General features: G+C 49.3%; 17 protein-coding genes. 14 read left to right on the top strand and 3 right to left on the bottom strand.

Annotation, left to right across the window (positions count from 1 at the left end; all coding sequences use genetic code 11):
- Positions 1-36: 36 nt before the first annotated feature.
- Positions 37-414: a hypothetical protein gene (locus tag PJDR2_RS24095; protein WP_015846339.1), complete on the top strand. Its 378-nt coding sequence runs from the start codon at positions 37-39 to the stop codon at positions 412-414.
- A 55-nt stretch (positions 415-469) separates the two neighbouring features.
- On the opposite strand, the gene PJDR2_RS24090 is transcribed toward PJDR2_RS24095, so the two are convergent.
- A complete protein-coding gene (locus tag PJDR2_RS24090) occupies positions 470-1,762 on the bottom strand; it encodes an ammonium transporter (protein ID WP_015846338.1) in 1,293 nt (430 codons plus the stop codon).
- A 315-nt stretch (positions 1,763-2,077) separates the two neighbouring features.
- On the opposite strand from PJDR2_RS24090, the gene liaF reads away from it, so the two are divergent.
- The 10 genes from liaF (at position 2,078) to glnA (ending at position 13,618) form a co-directional block, all read left to right on the top strand.
- The gene (liaF, locus tag PJDR2_RS24085; protein ID WP_015846337.1) at positions 2,078-3,187 is read left to right on the top strand and encodes a cell wall-active antibiotics response protein LiaF; all 1,110 of its coding nucleotides are present in this window, start codon (positions 2,078-2,080) and stop codon (positions 3,185-3,187) included.
- Between the two features lie 6 nt (positions 3,188-3,193).
- Entirely contained in the window at positions 3,194-4,240 is a 1,047-nt protein-coding gene (locus PJDR2_RS24080; protein WP_015846336.1) for a sensor histidine kinase, read from the top strand.
- Positions 4,227-4,892 (top strand): response regulator, encoded by a 666-nt coding sequence (locus PJDR2_RS24075; RefSeq protein WP_015846335.1) that lies wholly within the window; start codon positions 4,227-4,229, stop codon positions 4,890-4,892. Before PJDR2_RS24080 ends, PJDR2_RS24075 begins: the two co-directional genes overlap by 14 nt.
- Positions 4,893-4,966: 74 nt before the next feature.
- Positions 4,967-5,380 carry a YugN-like family protein gene (locus tag PJDR2_RS24070; protein WP_015846334.1) on the top strand — a complete coding sequence of 138 codons (414 nt, stop codon included), beginning with the start codon at positions 4,967-4,969 and terminating at the stop codon, positions 5,378-5,380.
- Positions 5,381-5,600: 220 nt separating this feature from the next.
- Positions 5,601-7,238, top strand: a complete 1,638-nt coding sequence (locus PJDR2_RS24065; protein ID WP_015846333.1) for a S1C family serine protease — start codon at positions 5,601-5,603, stop codon at positions 7,236-7,238.
- A 77-nt stretch (positions 7,239-7,315) separates the two neighbouring features.
- The gene (locus tag PJDR2_RS24060; RefSeq protein WP_015846332.1) at positions 7,316-8,008 is read left to right on the top strand and encodes a response regulator transcription factor; all 693 of its coding nucleotides are present in this window, start codon (positions 7,316-7,318) and stop codon (positions 8,006-8,008) included.
- 6 nt (positions 8,009-8,014) lie between these two features.
- The gene (locus PJDR2_RS24055) at positions 8,015-9,532 is read left to right on the top strand and encodes a sensor histidine kinase (protein ID WP_015846331.1); all 1,518 of its coding nucleotides are present in this window, start codon (positions 8,015-8,017) and stop codon (positions 9,530-9,532) included.
- 30 nt (positions 9,533-9,562) lie between these two features.
- Positions 9,563-10,528, top strand: a complete 966-nt coding sequence (locus PJDR2_RS24050) for a 4-hydroxy-3-methylbut-2-enyl diphosphate reductase (protein WP_015846330.1) — start codon at positions 9,563-9,565, stop codon at positions 10,526-10,528.
- Positions 10,529-10,878: 350 nt separating this feature from the next.
- A complete protein-coding gene (aroF, locus tag PJDR2_RS24045) occupies positions 10,879-11,940 on the top strand; it encodes a 3-deoxy-7-phosphoheptulonate synthase (RefSeq protein ID WP_015846329.1) in 1,062 nt (353 codons plus the stop codon).
- A gap of 253 nt (positions 11,941-12,193) precedes the next feature.
- Complete coding sequence (gene glnA, locus PJDR2_RS24040; RefSeq protein ID WP_015846328.1) at positions 12,194-13,618, top strand: type I glutamate--ammonia ligase; 1,425 nt, start codon at positions 12,194-12,196, stop codon at positions 13,616-13,618.
- 48 nt (positions 13,619-13,666) lie between these two features.
- Here the strand turns inward: glnA and thpR are convergent, their stop codons facing one another.
- A complete protein-coding gene (gene thpR, locus PJDR2_RS24035; protein ID WP_015846327.1) occupies positions 13,667-14,245 on the bottom strand; it encodes an RNA 2',3'-cyclic phosphodiesterase in 579 nt (192 codons plus the stop codon).
- A 128-nt stretch (positions 14,246-14,373) separates the two neighbouring features.
- On the opposite strand from thpR, the gene serC reads away from it, so the two are divergent.
- Entirely contained in the window at positions 14,374-15,462 is a 1,089-nt protein-coding gene (gene serC / locus PJDR2_RS24030; RefSeq protein ID WP_015846326.1) for a 3-phosphoserine/phosphohydroxythreonine transaminase, read from the top strand.
- 61 nt (positions 15,463-15,523) lie between these two features.
- On the opposite strand, the gene PJDR2_RS24025 is transcribed toward serC, so the two are convergent.
- Positions 15,524-16,240 (bottom strand): response regulator transcription factor, encoded by a 717-nt coding sequence (locus tag PJDR2_RS24025; RefSeq protein ID WP_015846325.1) that lies wholly within the window; start codon positions 16,238-16,240, stop codon positions 15,524-15,526.
- Between the two features lie 167 nt (positions 16,241-16,407).
- Here PJDR2_RS24025 and trmL point away from each other — a divergent pair, with 167 nt between their 5' ends.
- Both trmL and PJDR2_RS24015 read left to right on the top strand, forming a co-directional pair.
- Positions 16,408-16,872 (top strand): tRNA (uridine(34)/cytosine(34)/5-carboxymethylaminomethyluridine(34)-2'-O)-methyltransferase TrmL, encoded by a 465-nt coding sequence (gene trmL, locus PJDR2_RS24020; RefSeq protein ID WP_015846324.1) that lies wholly within the window; start codon positions 16,408-16,410, stop codon positions 16,870-16,872.
- Positions 16,873-16,992: 120 nt separating this feature from the next.
- Positions 16,993-17,244 carry an AbrB/MazE/SpoVT family DNA-binding domain-containing protein gene (locus tag PJDR2_RS24015; protein ID WP_015846323.1) on the top strand — a complete coding sequence of 84 codons (252 nt, stop codon included), beginning with the start codon at positions 16,993-16,995 and terminating at the stop codon, positions 17,242-17,244.
- The last annotated feature ends 172 nt before the right edge of the window (positions 17,245-17,416 follow it).

Raw genomic sequence — 17,416 nt, 5'->3', positions numbered from 1 at the left:
AATAAATAATCACGCAATGAAGACAGGTGAGTTGACATGACCGATCCAATTATCCATACGAATCATTCTTCGACCCATCATCGCAAAGCGGCTGAAGTGCTGCCCTTTATTGATGCGTACGTAGCGAAGAAGGAGCAGGAAATCGCGGAAATCGAGCAAATGGTTGAACGTTATGAGAAGCGTCGTCTGAAGGAAGAACGGGCTTACCAGTCGATGTCTACGTTGCGCCGATTATTGCATGGCCGGAAGCCGGATCATCATTTGGCCGTTGAGTACATCCATTTCGTGAAAAAACCGATGGAGCAGGTTCGGGCGCTTCGGCTAGAGATCGAGCATGCAAGATCCATTCAAGTATCTTCACCTACAGATATCGTAACGGTCTCGGGAGACCTGGTTAATGAACTATATCGATAATACTCATACTTATAAATAAACGGCGTTCCCCATCGGAGGAACGCCGTTATTTTTATTACTTTCTTGTGATGTGGTCTACATCTATAAAGTCATTTTCCTGGCTGTATGCAGGGACGCCATGGATCCCGACATCAAGGCCCACAAGCTCTTCGTCTTTGGATACGCGAACAGGCATCACTTTGCGGATCAGCCATAATACAGCCCATGTCAAGCCAAAGCCCCAAATAGCGATAACGACAAGTCCAAGGGCTTGGGCTCCAAGCAGATTCCAGCCCCCTCCGTACAACAAACCGTAGTAGCCATTTCCAACGCCTTCGGTTAGCTCGGGAATCGCGCATAATCCAACGGCCAGGGTGCCAATGCTGCCGCTTATGCCATGCACGGCGAAAGCTCCAACCGGATCATCGATTTGTTTGCGTTCCATGAATTCCGTAACAAGAACCATAGCGATCCCGCAAATAGAGCCGATCCAGATGGCAGCTCCGTCAGATACAAAGGCACAGCCCGCCGTAATCCCGACAAGGCCGGCGAGAGAACCGTTAATAACCATCGGCGGATCTGCTTTGCGGTATCGGAACATCGTAAACAAAATACAGATTGCGCCGCCTGATGCCGCGGACAACATGGTTGTTATGGCAATGTGCCCGATTGCCGCGTTGGTTGCGCTAAGCGTACTGCCGGCGTTAAAGCCGAACCAGCCGAACCAGAGAATAAAAGCGCCAACCGATGCGAGCGGCAGGTTGGAGGGCGATACGATGTTTACTTTGCCGTCAGGTGAAAATTTGCCGATCCGCGGACCGATAAACAAGGTTGCGGCAAGCGCCGCGAATCCGCCAAGAGCGTGGATTGCCGCAGATCCGGCAAAATCGATCATGCCAAGATTGCCTAACCAGCCGTTAACCGCCCATACCCAATGTCCGGACAACGGGTAGATCAGACCGGTCATGGCGATGGTTAGCAAAATATAAGCCCGGAAATGGATCCGTTCCGCAACGGCTCCGGATACAATGGAGATAACGGCGATAACAAAAGCGCATTGGAACAGCCAGTAGGTTTCGTGGGAAATATTTAGATTGATGTGAGTCAAATCTCCGTTAAGCATGAAACCGGATGTGCCGAATAAGCCGCCGATGTCTTTGCCATACATGATGGCAAAACCGAAGAAGTAAAAGACAAGTGCACCAAATACAATGTCGACAAATACCTTCATAATAATGCTAACCGCATTCTTCTGCCGGACAAATCCAGCCTCAAGCAGGGCAAATCCGCCTTCCATCAGCAAAATCATTGCTGCTGTCAAGACCACCCATATGGTATCCAGCCCTCTCGACAGTTCTGCTACATCCATTGATTCAACTCCCGTTGTTCATAGTCGTTATTGATGTAAGGTTTCTCTGTCTCTATGAATCCGCTCACCATTATAAATAGCCGAAGTAAGTAATGTCAACGTATTAGCGTAATGTTTTGTGACGCAGTCTAACTTTTTTTTACAGATTTTCATAGATTGGACTCGAAACATTGGCAACTGACCTTACAAATCGTTTTGAACTCCGTCTCGAGACCGATGCCAAGTTCAATCGGCCGTCCCTTTATATCCCTTCTTTCATTAGCTATACTAAGTAGCAATAAGACATTCTGAAGTACAGGCAGGGAGTTGACTAAATTGAATGGAAGCTTTCTAAACCGGCTGTTATCGGGTCTTGTCATCATTTCCGTTGGCGTATTCTTCTTGTTGAAACAACTGGGCATGATTGATTATGACATTAGTATTGGCGAGATTATCTCCAATTATTGGCCGGTCGTACTGCTCTGGATCGGTCTGCATGGACTGCTTGCCGGCCGTCAGGGTCACGGCTCGGGTTGGTGGGCGGGCATGATGATTATTCTCGGCTTTCTATTCCTGGGTCATAACCTGGAATGGTTCGCCTGGTCGTTCGGGGACATCATTTCCTATGCTTGGCCGATAATTATCATCCTGGTGGGCTTTAACTTCTTGCGCCGTCCGCGGCACCGCCACCAAGAGCCGCCGCAATATGAAGACGAGTGGAAGTCGTACAATGCTTATACCGATTACAAAGGCGAAGTACCGTCGGCTCCTCCGCTTCATCCGGACCCTACGAAACCGGGCGGCACGGATGAAAGGAAGGAAGCCCGCAGCGAAGGAGACTCTTCTGCCTTTAATGAAAGGAATGAACGCAGCGAACCGGCCGGGGATTATCGCGAAGAACCGCTTCATCGGATGAGACATCATGACATGAGACAGCAATTTCGCCGGCAGATTCACGAACAAAAGCGTCATATCCGAGAGCATAAGCAGCAAGTAAGGGAGCATATCCGCGAGCATCGTCAGCGGGCGAAGCATGGCTCTTTTGAATATTGGAACCACGATCCGCACGCGCAATCGAGATCGGGATTTATCGGAGATATTCATATCGGCCAGGATTACTGGGAGCTGAAGCCGCTTAATATCTCGCATTTTATCGGCGATACCATTGTAGATTTGACGAAAGCACAAATACCTTTCGGCGAGACGAAGATTTGCATCTCTTCCTTTATAGGGGACGTTAAAGTCTATGTGCCTAACGATTACGAGGTAGGCGTACAGGTCGTATCGAGTGCTTTCGTGGGCGACGTGAAGATTTTGGGCCAGAAGGAAGGCGGAATGTTCAAGAGCATCAACATTCATTCCCCTTACTATGAGGAGACGGATAAAAAAATCAAACTCGTCGTTAGCACGTTCATCGGCGATGTTCGTGTGACGAAGGTGGGATAGACGGTTATGATCGTTCGATTGTTCCGCGGCGGCAAATGGCAGCTGCTCACGATGTTTGTGGCTTCTTCCGTAACCGCGCTGCTGCTTGGAATCGCCGTGTGGGCAGGATTAGCAGACGGGGACTATGTGCAGACGGAAGTGCGCTACGGCGCAGTGTCCGTCTTTCTGCTTGTCAGCGCAGGCTTCGGGTACTGGACGGGCCAGCATATTCAGAGACGGATCGATACGCTTCAGCTTGCGCTTAAGCAAGCGGTAAACGGAAATTTTCAGGTCCGGATTACGGAATCCGGCGACTCTTCTTTTTCGGAGCTGTACCGCGAATTTAACGATCTTGCCGAGCTGATGGAAGAGAGAATGAAACGCCTCCAGATGACCGGAGAAGAACAGGTGATGTCGCAAGCGGCTTCTAATGAAGCAGCGGTTCAGGAGGAACGCAAACGGCTGGCCCGGGATTTGCACGATACGGTCAGCCAGCAGCTGTTCGCCATGCATATGTGCGCTTCCTCGCTGCCGAAGCTGCAGGAGATCGACCGGGAGCGGGCAGCCTCCGTGCTGGATCAGCTTATTCAGATGTCAACGCTCGCGCAGAAGCAGATGCGGATCTTTATCGCGCAGCTTCGGCCGATGGAGCTTGAAGGGCGCACGCTGCTGGAGGCGCTTGATAAATGGTTTCCGGATTATTGCCGGCAGAACGGTCTGCAGGGCGTATTCGACTGGCGGTTGACCGAGCCGCTTACGGAAGCCAAGGAGCATCAGCTGTTCCTGATCGTTCAAGAGGCGATGGCGAATGTCGTAAAGCATTCCGGCGCGCAGGGCTGCTCGCTAAGTCTGACGGAGAATGAACGGCAGGTGGTGCTTAGTCTGCAGGACGATGGAGCGGGCTTCCGCGCGGATCAGGTAAGACGCGGATCTTACGGATTGTCTACGATGCAGGAACGGGCCCAGCAGCTTGGCGGTCTCGCTGAAATTATAAGCAAGCCGGGCAGCGGCACTAGAGTAAAGGTTACGATACCGAAAATGTGGCGGAGGAATGAAAACGATGACCGGGACTAATACGTTAAAAGTTATGATTGTGGACGACCATGACATGGTGCGAACAGGCTTGCGCACGTATTTAATGCTGGAGCCCAAATTTGAGGTTGTAGCTGAAGCGGGCAGCGGACAGGCTGCGATTTCGATGCTGGAGGCGGGTCTGCCTTCCGGCTTGCCGGATGTTATCCTAATGGACTTGATGATGCCCGGCATGGACGGTATTGAGACGACCAGGCAATTGATTGTCGAATATCCGAATCTGAAGATTATTATGCTTACAAGCTTCCTGGAGGATGACAAAGTATACGGGGCAATTGAGGCGGGAGCGGTCAGCTATGTCCTGAAGACCGTATCGGCGGAGGAATTGATCTATGCGCTTCATGGGGCGGTCAAAGGCATGCCGGTTATGACGGCGGATGTGTCGCAGGCTCTGACAAGAGGCTTGCGACAGCGTACGGCCCAATCCGGAGACGAAGAACTGACGGAGCGGGAAAAGGAAGTGCTTTTGCTTATTGCGGAAGGACGCTCCAACAAAGAAATTGGCGAAGAGCTTCATATCAGCGTAAAAACCGTCAAAACCCATGTCAGCAATCTGCTGATGAAATGCGAGCTGGAGGACCGGACGCAGCTGGCGGTGCTCGCTCATCGCAAAGGCTGGGTGAAAAACACATAATTGGCCATATGGCGGGACATATTATCCTTTAGCGGTTATATAAGCAAGAGATGCCAAAGGAGAGCTGAACTGTCATGATTCCACTATCATCATCGCTGGAAGCCCGTCAGCAAGCATTTACCGATTCCAGGGACTGGCTGGAGCAGCATCAATTCTCGCTCGGGGGCAACTGGGATTATACAAACGGTTCCTTTGACCGGGCGTTAGACGAAGAGAATAAAGTATGGCTTCGTCTGCCGTTTCAAGTGACGAATGGCAGCGTAGTGGATGTAACTGCGGATACGAATGCCGTCATTACATTTGCCCAGCCCTATGTGCTGAGGCACGAATACCAGGAAGGCAATGATCCGGAGGCAAGCGCCCGCGTAGTAGGAGCGTTGTTTGACCAGTTTCAGTCACCTTCCGATCCGGATGCCCATGTCGATCAGAAGTGGGTAGGCAAGGCGAAGGAAGTTCTTAAAGAGGTCGAAAGATTGTTCCCCCAATAGAATATCGCACGCCAAACTCTCTATTGGGAAATGGGGAGTTTGGTAGAGTCATACGAAAAGTGCATAGAAATAACGTCGTCAGACGTTTTTTTTATGTTCGTTTTAATTCATTTTAAGTTTGTTTTAAGGTAGAATGTGCATGATAGGAATACAGGAATTAAGCGCCGATGAATGAAAGATTCGGCTGCTTTAACGGAATAGATCAAGGAGGAGAACGGAAATGGACGATCAGAACAAAAAATACGACGATTTCTTTCAGAATCGTGCTAATGGTGAAGATGACAACAACCCGCGCGAAGAAGACAACACGGCTTCAAGAGCCGAAGGATCGGAAGCTCCGGGTAAAACTTCCTACTATTATTCATACGGACCTTTCAAATCTTCCGCACAAGACGATGACGGAGCGAGCGTACCTTCCCGGTCTAATCCTCAGGATTACTACACGGCAGCATCCGGCGAGAACGAGCCTGAGCTGGAACAGCCAAAGGTCGAAGTTACACCTCCGGTGCCGATGAGACCCTTTACTTATAACCAGCAATCCGGCAAAAGCAATTGGCAGAACCGCGAACCGCGCAAGAAAAGCCCGATTAAAGGAATGTTTGTTTCTTTCCTCGCCGGCGTTGTGGTGGTTGGCGGCTTGATGGGCGGCCTGATGTATGCTTCGGATACAAACAATTGGTTTACTAGCAACTCGGTATTTTCCTCGAAGCAGGAAAGTGCAGCTAGCACGGGCTCGGGTTCAACGGCATCCGGTTCGACAAGCAGCAACGGCGGCGCGTCCGTGGCGGCTGCGAGACCGGATAACATTGCTTCGCTTTTCGAGAAAGCAAGCCCTGCGGTTGTAAAGATCGAGACGTATGTGAAGCCGCAAACACGCAGCAGCAGCGGCGGCGGCAGCATTTTGGACGATCCGTTCTTCCGTCAGTTCTTCGGTGAGGATGCACCGGACGCGAATCAGCAGCAGGACAATAACAACAAGAATGACGACAGCAATCTGCAAGCGTCGGGAATTGGTACAGGCTTCTTCTTTGAATCCGACGGTTACATTCTGACGAACCAGCACGTTGTTGCGGATTCCGATAAAATCGAAGTTACGGTACAAGGCTACGACAAGCCGTTTACGGCTGAGCTTTTGGGCTCCAGCTTCGATCTTGACCTTGCCGTACTGAAGGTTACAGGAGATAAAGCGTTCCCAACGCTGCCGCTTGGCAGCTCGGATAAGATCAACATCGGTGACTGGGTCGTTGCGATCGGCAACCCGTACGGATTTGACCATACCGTAACCGTAGGCGTGCTTAGCGCGAAGGAACGTCCAATTGATATTCAGGATACGGACGGTACACGCGAATACAAACACTTGCTCCAAACCGATGCTTCCATTAACCCCGGTAACTCCGGCGGTCCGCTTCTGAATGTTAATGGCGAGGTTGTTGGTATCAACACCGCAGTCAGCTCGCAGGCACAAGGCATTGGCTTTGCGATTCCGACAAGCACCATCCAGGAAGTTCTGGATACGCTCAAAAACAATAAGGAAGTACCGAAAGAGCCGGTTCCGTTCATCGGCGCAGAGCTTGGTGACGTAACGGATGCGATTGCGAAGCAGCTCGGAATGGATAAAGCACAAGGCTCGATTGTCAGCAACGTTTACTACAACTCTCCTGCCTACATCGCAGATTTGAAGCAATTCGACGTTATCTTAGGTATCGACGGCAAATCGTTTGATGGCACGCAGGCGCTTATTGACGAGATCAAAAAACGCAAGGTCGGCGATAAAGCCGTGCTGAACATTATCCGCAGAGGCGAGAAAATGGATCTGCAGGTCGAAATTGGCGACAAAAACAAATTTAACGCCGAGTAAGCGATAAAGTAAGCGCAGAGGAAAGTCTCTGCGCTTCTTTTCTAGAAAAGATAAGGTATACAAGGGGAGAATAGAGAATGAGACAACACATCATGGTAGTAGATGACGATGAAAAAATCACTTCTTTGCTTAGAAGAAGCCTTGCGTTTGAAGGTTATGAAGTATCAACGGCAAGCAACGGGATGGAAGGCCTGAGGCTTCTCTTAACAGCGGATCCGGACATGCTTATTCTCGATGTCATGATGCCGCAGGTGGATGGCTGGGAAGTATGCCGCCGCGTGCGGGAGGGCGGAAGCACCGTACCGATTCTTATGCTGACGGCTAAAGATGATATTTCGGACCGGGTTAAAGGACTGGATGCCGGCGCGGACGATTATTTGATCAAGCCTTTTGCGCTTGAAGAGCTTCTGGCTAGAGTGCGTGCTTTGCTGCGCCGCAAATCGGACAAGATTGACGAATCCAGCAGCAACAAGATTGTATTTGACGATCTGGCGTTGGATCTGGATTCCCGCGAAGCCATCCGTTCCGGCAGAAGAATCGAGCTGACCGCGAAGGAATACGATTTGCTGCTTTTATTTATGCAGAATCCGCGCCGCGTATTGACGAGAGATGCCATTATGGAGAAGATCTGGGGCTATGATTTCAGCGGCGAGTCCAATGTACTTGAAGTGTACATAGCAATGCTGCGCCAGAAGCTGGAGGAAGGCGGGGCCAAGCGGATTATTCAAACCGTACGCGGAACCGGCTATGTACTGCGGGGAGAGGGTTGATTTCACATGACGATCAGGCTTCGTCTGACCTTATGGTTTTCCGGTATTCTTGCGGCAGCACTTATCGTGTTATGCGTAGCGATTTATTTTTTCGTAAACATGAATACGTACAGCGATACGAAGGAGCAGCTTCGCGATCAAGCTGAATCCTATGATATCGTGAAATACGAGAACGGATTAAATCAGATTGACCTGAACATTAAGAGGAATTCCCCGTTTTACGAGAAAGATTTTTATGTGCAATTAGTCAATTATAAAGAAGGCGTTATTAAAGCCTCCGGCGAGCTTCAGGTAAACGGCATCAAATTTCCTATCCCGGAAGCAAAGTCCAAGCCGGATTACGGCTATAAAAAAGCGGTATTAAAGACCAACGAAAGAGAAGTTGCTTTTCTGATCTACCAGGTACCTATTCGCAACAATACGGATTCAAGCTTAATTGGCCTTCTTCAGGTTGGTACGGTAGTTGCGAGCGAAGAGAATTACTTGGCGGGATTACGTATCATTCTTATTATGTCGTCGGTGATTTGCTTGTTAATCGCCTTCACGGTGGGTCTGTTTATGGCACGAAAAGCCTTGCAGCCAATCGAACGGGTTATCCGCAGCACCGAGCAAATTCAGAGCGGTTCCGATTTGAGCGTACGGATTCCGATTGAAGGTCCAAAGGATGAGATTGGGCATTTGGTCTACACCCTTAATATTATGCTATCCCGCATCGAGATGGCGTATAACGGACTGGACGAATCCTATAAAGCGCAGCGAAGGTTTGTTTCGGATGCGTCACATGAGCTGCGTACTCCACTGACGACGATTCGCGGCAATATTGAACTGCTGCAGCGGATGTGGTCCAAGACGCTTGAGCCGGATGAAGCGGGAGATATTGTACTGGCGTTGGATAGCCAACGCTATGAGCTGTCTAACGAAGCCATGCAGGATATTGCGGCGGAGGCGCGGCGGATGTCCACTCTCGTTAACGACCTTCTTGCTCTGGCAAGAGCCGATGCGGGCTACGAGATGGAAAAAACAACGCAGCCTATGCTGCCGATTGTGGAAGAAGTAGGCCGTAGAGCGAGCCTCTTGCCTCGCAACGCGGAATGGCGGATTGGGGATTTGACTGCGCTGGACGGATACCAGGTACACGGGAATGCGGATTATTTGCAGCAGCTGCTGTTTATTTTCATAGAGAACGCGTTCAAATACACGCCAAGCGGCTGGATCGAGATGTCGGCGACACGCCGGGAGAACCAGCTTGGCATAATAATTAAAGATACCGGAATCGGCATGAATCCAAATGAAGTTCCGCATATCTTCGACCGGTTCTACCGGGCCGACGAATCGCGCGGCAAGACGGTTGGCACGGGGCTTGGTCTGTCCATTGCCAAATGGATTATCGATGAGCACCGCGGCTCGATTGAGGTGACAACGATGGAGGAAGAAGGGTCCACGTTTGTCATTTGGCTGCCAATAGACTTTTCCCCCCAGCCTGCTTCGATTATAATAGAAGGAACCGATCGAATCGAAGACTAACCTTCGTTATTCAGAAAGCAGGTGCAACAAGTGGAAATTGTTAAAATATCGCCGCGCGGCTATTGCTATGGCGTTGTAGACGCCATGGTGCTAGCGCTGCAAACCGCCAAAAACCTGGACCTTCCGCGTCCGATTTATATTCTTGGCATGATTGTTCATAATGCGCATGTAACCGAGGCTTTCGAGCAAGAGGGTATCATTACGCTTGACGGGGAAAACCGTCTGGAGATCCTGGAGCAGGTGGAGAGCGGTACCGTTATCTTTACGGCCCATGGGGTATCCCCCGAGGTCCGCAACCGTGCGCGCGAGAAAGGCCTGACCGTTGTGGACGCGACTTGTCCGGATGTAACCAAAACGCATGATTTGATTCGTGAGAAAGTCGCCGAGGACTATCATATTATCTATATTGGCAAAAAAGGCCATCCGGAGCCGGAAGGCGCTATTGGCGTGGCACCGGACCGCGTTCATCTAATTGAGCGCGTCGAGGATATTTCCAAGCTTAACGTGCCTGAAGGCCGTATTATCATTACGAATCAGACCACGATGTCGCAATGGGATATCCGTCATATTATAAGCAAGCTTCTGGAGACGTATCCAAGGGCGGAAATTCATAACGAGATCTGCTTGGCTACGCAAGTACGCCAGGAAGCGGTAGCGGAGCAAGCCGGACAGGCGCAGCTATGTATCGTTGTTGGCGATCCGCGGAGCAACAACTCCAACCGCCTAGCCCAGGTATCCCAGGAGATCGCGGGCGTACCGGCCTATCGCGTATCCGACGTATCGGAGATCGAGCAGGAGTGGTTAAAGGGTGTTGATCGCGTTGCCGTAACTTCCGGCGCGTCGACTCCGACTCCGATTACAAAAGAAGTTATCGCGTATTTGGAGCAATACGACCATAACGACCCTTCCACGTGGGAGATTAAGCGCACGGTCAACAAGAACAAGCTTCTTCCAACGATCCGTACCAAATCGGCTTCCAGCACAGCTGAAGCTTAACCAAAAACTCAACCTTTTTGTCTGGCTCTCCGGACTCTTAGGTTGAGTTTTTTATTGTTTTGAAAATATCCGGGCAGAGCCGCAACGGAGGAAATGAATGTTCTGGAGAAGCGGAGCGGTCGCCTTGTGAGATAGATTCCAACTTTATAATAGAAAATTCAGGGAATCTAGCGAGCACAGCGATCGTAAGAACATTCATTTCCGCAGTTGCCTTCTACACCAAGCACGCTTCAAAAATAATAATTGACGAAACAAGAGTCCATCGTGTATATTTGCTTTAACAAGTAAAAGCATAAAAGCCGCAAAGCGTAAAAGCGTATAAGCGTTGAAGTGAAAAAGGAGAGATGGACATGATCGTAATTACTAGCCCACATATTGCTGAAGAGCGTATTCAAGAAATTGTGAACCATATTGAAAGAGCGGGCGTGCAGGCCCATGTATCAAGAGGGACTGACCGTACGGTTATCGGAATTATCGGCAAAGCGGAACCGACGCTAGCCGAGCATCTCCGCCAAATGAAAGGCGTAGAGAACGTGATCAAGATTTCGAAGTCCTACAAGCTGGCGAGCCGGGACTTCCATCCGGACGATACCGTCATCGACATTAAAGGCGTTAAGATTGGCGGCGACAACCTCGTTATTATGGGCGGCCCTTGCGCGGTTGAATCTCCGGAGCAGATCGATGAGATCGCCCGCATTGTCAAAGCAGCCGGCGGACAGGTGCTCCGCGGCGGTGCGTTTAAGCCTCGTACGGGTCCATACAGCTTCCAAGGCGTTGGCGTGGAAGGTTTGATCATGATGGCGGAAGCGGGCAAGAAGCATGGCCTGCTCACGATTACGGAAGTCATGACACCAGAGTATGTTGATGTATGCGCCGAACATGCCGATATCCTTCAAGTCGGAACACGCAATATGCAGAACTTCGACTTGCTCCGCAAGCTTGGCACGATTCAGACTCCGGTATTGCTGAAGCGCGGTTTCAGCTCAACGTATGACGAATTCCTGAACGCGGCGGAATACATTCTCGCAGGCGGAAATCCGAATGTTATGTTATGTGAGCGCGGAATCCGAACGTTCGAAACTTACACAAGAAACACGCTCGACTTGTCCGCGATTCCGGTTCTGCAAGGGCTTAGCCATCTTCCGGTCATTTCGGACCCAAGCCACGGTACAGGCCGCCGCGAATTGGTAGAACCGATGTCCAAGGCTTCCGTTGCGGCAGGGGCGAACGGTCTGATCGTCGAAATGCACACAGATCCGGATAATTCGATGACAGGTGACGGTGTACAATCCTTGTTCCCTGACCAATTCGCTAATTTATTAAAGGATTTAGAAAAGCTCGCGCCAATCGTTGGCAAGCAATTTAACACTCCCAAAGAACCTGCAGCCGCTTTTGCGGAATGGAAAATTTAATCCAGATTTAAAATGTGAAAAGCCGGGAAGCCTTGATACACAAGGCTTCCCGGCTTTTCTGATCGAATGTAAAGGCTTAATTGTGAACAAATGTTTAAACTTGTAAGTATACCTCACATATGAATAAAAAATACCTGACATAAGTATTGACGATGCCAAAACGTAGTCTTATAATTACCTCATAGTTTAACACGAAACTTGAACAATAACTGTTCACCACTATGCAAATGTTCGGAAATGGAGGAAATATCTGATGTCAGTTCAAAAAGTTTTGGAACAAATTCAAGAAAACAACATCCAGTTTGTAGATTTCCGCTTCGTGGATCTCGCTGGTCGTGCGCACCACATTACTCTTCCTTCGACAGAAGTTGACGCTGATACTTTCGTAAACGGTGTAGCTTTTGACGGTTCCTCGATCCCAGGTTTCCGTGGTATTGAAGAATCTGACATGGTAATGATGCCAGATACTGATGCAGCATTCGTTGATCCTTTCACAGATCATCCTACACTGAACATTATGTGTAACATTCATACACCGGACGGCGAGCGTTATGAGCGTGACCCACGCAGCATCGCTCAAAAAGCGGAAGAATACCTGCAAACAACAGGTATCGGTACTACTGCATTCTTCGCGCCTGAGTCCGAATTCTTCATCTTCGACGAAGTTCGCTACGAGAGCACAATGAATTCTTCTTCCTTCTACGTTGATTCCGAAGAAGCGGGTTGGAACACAAACCGTAAAGAAGAAGGCGGAAACCTTGGCTTTAAAGTTCCTGTAAAAGGCGGCTACGTGCCAGTTGCTCCGGTTGACCAACAACAAGACATCCGCAGCGAAATGGTTCGCCTGATGCAAGAAGTTGGCCTTCGCGTTGAACGTCATCACCATGAAGTTGCAACTGCTGGTCAAGCAGAAATCAACTTCCGTTTCGACACATTGACGAAAACAGCTGACAACCTGATGCTGTACAAATATATCGTTCATAACACAGCTCGCCAATACGGCAAAGTGGCTACTTTCATGCCAAAACCATTGTTCGGCGATAACGGTTCCGGTATGCACGTGCATATGTCCATCTTCGATGGCGACGCTCCTATGTTCTACGAAAAAGGTGCTTACGGTAACCTGAGCCCACTCGCTATGAACTACATCGGTGGCGTTCTGCACCATGCTCCAGCACTGATCGCTTTGACGAATCCATCGACAAACTCGTTCAAACGTCTGGTTCCTGGTTACGAAGCTCCGGTTAACCTTGTATTCTCGAAAGGTAACCGTTCGGCTGCAGTTCGTATTCCAATCGCTTCGGTTACGCCTAAAGGCTGTCGTATCGAGTTCCGTACTCCGGACTCCACGGCTAACCCTTACCTGGCATTCGCAGCTATGCTGCTTGCTGGTCTGGACGGCATCAAACGTAAACTGGATCCTGTTGCTCTGGGCTATGGCCCATTCGACAAAAACATTTACGAACTGCCGGAAGAAGAGAAAAAAGAAATCCGCAGCGTACCTGGTACACTCGACGAAGCGCTTGATGCTCTCGAAGCAGATTCTACTTTCTTGACTGAAAGCGGCGTATTCACGGAAGACTTCATCGCTAACTATGTTGCCGTTAAACGCAGCGAAGCTAAAGCGGTATCGATCCGTATTCATCCACACGAGTACAGCCTGTATTTCGGCTGCTAATTCGTAACGCATTTATTCAAGCGGACTCCCTTGGCGGGAGTCCGCTTTTCATTTGTCGAATTGTGCGGACGCAATTGGTTCGTACATAGGTCTTTCGCCTAATCGGGTACGGTATAGAGTTATGCCGGTTATGTCGAAGGCTGTCTGATGCTGTAGAAGGGGGCTGGAAAGCTCCTCAAGCTTCCCGGCTGTACATGGTTCATCAGCGGAATATTTCCGCGCTAAGGTAACGTGAGGGCGGTAAGGACGGGTCTCCGGCGAATAGCCAATACCCGAATGAAGCGATTGGCCAAGCAATTGATGGAGCCCAAGGAGCTCAGCGGGCAATTGTTTTATGCCGAGCCATAATACGGAGGGCCGTTCCTCGCGTCCAAAGCAGTCAAGTTTCGACAGCTCTAATGAGAAGGATGATGAGCGGGAAGCAGTTTCCTGCATCGCGGCCTGTATGGTGGGAATAGAGGAAACCGGCATGTCTCCGATAAAATGAAGCGTAATATGCAGGTCCCGGGGATCCACCCATTTCCGAAAAGAGAGCTGATTCTTCCAATCGGGCAAATGGCTAACGATTTGTCCGGTAATGTTTGCTGGAATGGATATTGCGGTGAAAATCCGAATATTATCTGCCATGTTAATAATCTCCGTTCGACTTTTTGTCACTAACATTATGTAAATGTACTTGAAGAGAGCCGGTAAAATTGCTATCATAATCAATATCATGTGAGATGTTTAACAAAAACAAAAGGTGGGTAACGGAAATGAAACGAGCCTATAATTTCAATGCAGGACCAGCCGCTTTACCGCTTGAGGTGCTGCAGCAGGCGCAAGAGCAATTTGTCGAATATCAGGGCGCGGGGATGTCCATCATGGAAATGTCCCACCGCAGCGCGCTTTATGAGCAAGTGAACAATGATTCACAAGCCCTCATGCGCGAATTGTTCGGTATTCCGGATAACTATCATGTTCTTTTCCTGCAAGGCGGCGCTAGCCAGCAGTTTGCCATGATTCCAATGAACCTGCTTTCCGCGGGCCGTCCTGCCGCTTACGTTAAGACTGGCGCTTGGGCTGACAAAGCCATTAAGGAAGCGAAGCTGATTGGCGAGACGGTTATTGCCGCATCGTCAGAAAACGACAATTTCATGCGTATGCCAAGCATGAACGAAATTGTTGTGCCGGAGAATGCTTCTTACCTTCATCTTACATCTAATGAAACAATCGGAGGCGTACAGTTCCAGGAGTTCCCGACGAATCTTGGCAATGTACCGCTTGTAGCCGATATGTCCAGCGATATTTTGAGCCGTCCTATTGATATTAGCAAATTTGGTCTTATCTATGCCGGCGCGCAAAAAAATCTTGGTCCATCCGGTGTTACGGTTGTAATCGTACGCGATGACCTGGTTCAAGAAAGCCCGAAGAACATTCCGGCTATCTTCCGCTATGACACGCATGCGAAGAACAAGTCGCTTTACAATACGCCGCCATCCTTCTCGGTATATATGGTTAACCTGGTTCTGAAATGGATCAAGGGCAACGGCGGAGTCGCTGCGATGGAGCAGCTCAACCGCGATAAAACAAAGCTGATCTATGACGCGATCGATCAAAGCAACGGTTATTACGTTGGATGCGCTCATCAAGACAGCCGTTCGCTTATGAACATCACTTTCCGTATGCAAAACGAAGAGCTGGAGAAGCAATTCGTGAAAGAATCGGAGCAAAATGGTTTTGTTGGCCTGAAGGGCCACCGCGATGTTGGCGGTCTGCGCGCTTCGACGTACAACGCCGTTCCTCACGAGAGCTGCAAAGCGCTTGCTGATTTTATGGCTGACTTCCAGCGCCGTAACGGTTAAGAAAGTTGACAAAGACCGCCATTTCCGTAATCGGAAAGGCGGTCTTCATTGTTAAAGGTGTTTATGCCAGTGACGAATCGGCCATATTAGGGGCGTGAAGCTTGTAGCCGACATTGCGGACCGTCATAATGTACTCTGGCGTTCTTGCGTTTTGCTCGATTTTATCTCGAAGATGGCTGATATGAACGTCAACGATTCGCGTATCGCCGAGGAAGTGGTAATCCCATACCCCGTGAAGCAGCTGCTGACGGCTTAATACTTTGCCTCTATGCTTGCATAAGAAGAGAAGAAGCTCGAATTCCTTTGGAGTCAGTTCAATCGTCCGGCCATCAATCAGCACTTCGCGCTGTTCGGCGCGTACCGTCAATCTGCCAATATCGAATGTCGTTGATTCAGCTTGACCCGGAAGGGTCTGAATACGGCGGAAAATCGCCTGGATACGGGAGATCAGCTCTTGCGGGCTAAATGGCTTCGTCATATAATCATCGGCCCCGTTATCAAGCCCGGCGATTTTGTCCGTGACGTCCTGCAAGGCAGTCAGCATAACGATTGGTACCGCATTGCTCTGCTTGCGCAGTTCACGGCATACTTGGATGCCATCCATTTTCGGAAGCATCAAGTCGAGTACGATCAGGTCAGGACGGAATGGCTTTAACATCTCGAATACGGCCTCGCCATCGCTTACACACCGGACATCATAACCGGCGAGCTTTAAATTAAATTCGATTAGCATGGAGATGGACGGCTCATCATCAACGACCAATATTTTCTTTTTCATCGTATCTATTCTCCTTTTGCCTCCTACAAGATGTTTTCATTATGGCGGAAGACATTTATGCGGAGATTAAGAGTACGTTAACCTAATGTAAAAATTGCCTCTTTGGCACTGGTGCGGGAACGCAGTGTTTCGTGTATAATGACATAGAATGTGAGGTTGGTACAGTTATGGCTTTCCATATTGTTTTGGTTGAACCTGAAATTCCTGCTAACACGGGCAATATCGCCCGGACTTGCGCCGCAACAGGCGCGCATCTTCATCTTGTACGCCCCCTTGGTTTCCAGACCGATGACCGCACTCTTAAGCGTGCCGGACTGGATTATTGGCATGCCGTTCATGTGGAATATCATGATTCCTTCAAGGAGCTGCAGGATGCAAATCCAAACGGAAGATTCTTTTATGCAAGCACAAGAGCTACAAAAGTGTATACGGAGTTTGACTTTCGGGACGGAGATTTCTTCGTATTCGGAAAGGAAACAAAAGGCCTTCCGCAAGAGCTGATTGATGCGAATCTGGATACTTGCATGCGGATGCCGATGACAGGGGATGTCCGGTCGCTGAATCTTTCGAACTCGGCCGCTATTATTGTGTATGAGGCTTTACGCCAGAATAAGTTCCCGGGAATGGACTGAATTTACATAATATTAAGGACTATCCTTGTATGGGAAGGAATTCGATAAAGGCCATCGAAAGTCTACTGTGCTATGTTTCACAACGTTAGCTTGCAAATACAGTCATAAAGAGGTGAAAAGATGAAACCAGCAGGTGTGGTTAGAAAGGTGGACCAACTCGGACGAATCGTCCTTCCTAAATCACTTCGTAAACGGTATCAGATGAATGAGGGGGATCCTGTAGAGATTTTAGTGCAAGGCGACCATATTATTTTGGAGCGTTACCGTCCAAGATGCGTGTTCTGCGGATCAATGGAAGAAGTGAAGGAATTCAAGGACCGTTATTTGTGCGAGCCGTGCATGAATGAAATGGGGCAGCTTCTCAACCGTTAATCGGATTATCATCCATAATGCACTACTACAAACATACGAATTCAAAAAAAAGAAGCTCCTCCTGTAAACAAGGGAAGCTTCTTTTTTTGTTTTTTAAAGGCCTTTGGTCTTGTCGTCGTTGTACGAAGACGTCAAGATGGCAGTCAGGAACAAAATAAAGACTGTCATAACA

The organism is Paenibacillus sp. JDR-2 (genome assembly GCF_000023585.1).
In the GTDB taxonomy this organism is placed as follows: Bacteria; Bacillota; Bacilli; order Paenibacillales; family Paenibacillaceae; genus Pristimantibacillus.
This window is presented reverse-complemented; position numbering and strand designations above follow the sequence as displayed.

Coding starts and splice junctions, on each gene's coding strand:
- serC (WP_015846326.1), top strand. CDS start 14,374: ATGAAACGAGCCTATAATTTCAATGCAGGACCAGCCGCTTTACCGCTT.
- trmL (WP_015846324.1), top strand. CDS start 16,408: ATGGCTTTCCATATTGTTTTGGTTGAACCTGAAATTCCTGCTAACACG.
- PJDR2_RS24060 (WP_015846332.1), top strand. CDS start 7,316: ATGAGACAACACATCATGGTAGTAGATGACGATGAAAAAATCACTTCT.
- thpR (WP_015846327.1), bottom strand. CDS start 14,245: ATGGCAGATAATATTCGGATTTTCACCGCAATATCCATTCCAGCAAAC.
- PJDR2_RS24070 (WP_015846334.1), top strand. CDS start 4,967: ATGATTCCACTATCATCATCGCTGGAAGCCCGTCAGCAAGCATTTACC.
- PJDR2_RS24075 (WP_015846335.1), top strand. CDS start 4,227: ATGACCGGGACTAATACGTTAAAAGTTATGATTGTGGACGACCATGAC.
- glnA (WP_015846328.1), top strand. CDS start 12,194: ATGTCAGTTCAAAAAGTTTTGGAACAAATTCAAGAAAACAACATCCAG.
- PJDR2_RS24080 (WP_015846336.1), top strand. CDS start 3,194: ATGATCGTTCGATTGTTCCGCGGCGGCAAATGGCAGCTGCTCACGATG.
- PJDR2_RS24025 (WP_015846325.1), bottom strand. CDS start 16,240: ATGAAAAAGAAAATATTGGTCGTTGATGATGAGCCGTCCATCTCCATG.
- PJDR2_RS24090 (WP_015846338.1), bottom strand. CDS start 1,762: ATGGATGTAGCAGAACTGTCGAGAGGGCTGGATACCATATGGGTGGTC.
- PJDR2_RS24095 (WP_015846339.1), top strand. CDS start 37: ATGACCGATCCAATTATCCATACGAATCATTCTTCGACCCATCATCGC.
- PJDR2_RS24015 (WP_015846323.1), top strand. CDS start 16,993: ATGAAACCAGCAGGTGTGGTTAGAAAGGTGGACCAACTCGGACGAATC.
- aroF (WP_015846329.1), top strand. CDS start 10,879: ATGATCGTAATTACTAGCCCACATATTGCTGAAGAGCGTATTCAAGAA.
- PJDR2_RS24065 (WP_015846333.1), top strand. CDS start 5,601: ATGGACGATCAGAACAAAAAATACGACGATTTCTTTCAGAATCGTGCT.
- PJDR2_RS24055 (WP_015846331.1), top strand. CDS start 8,015: ATGACGATCAGGCTTCGTCTGACCTTATGGTTTTCCGGTATTCTTGCG.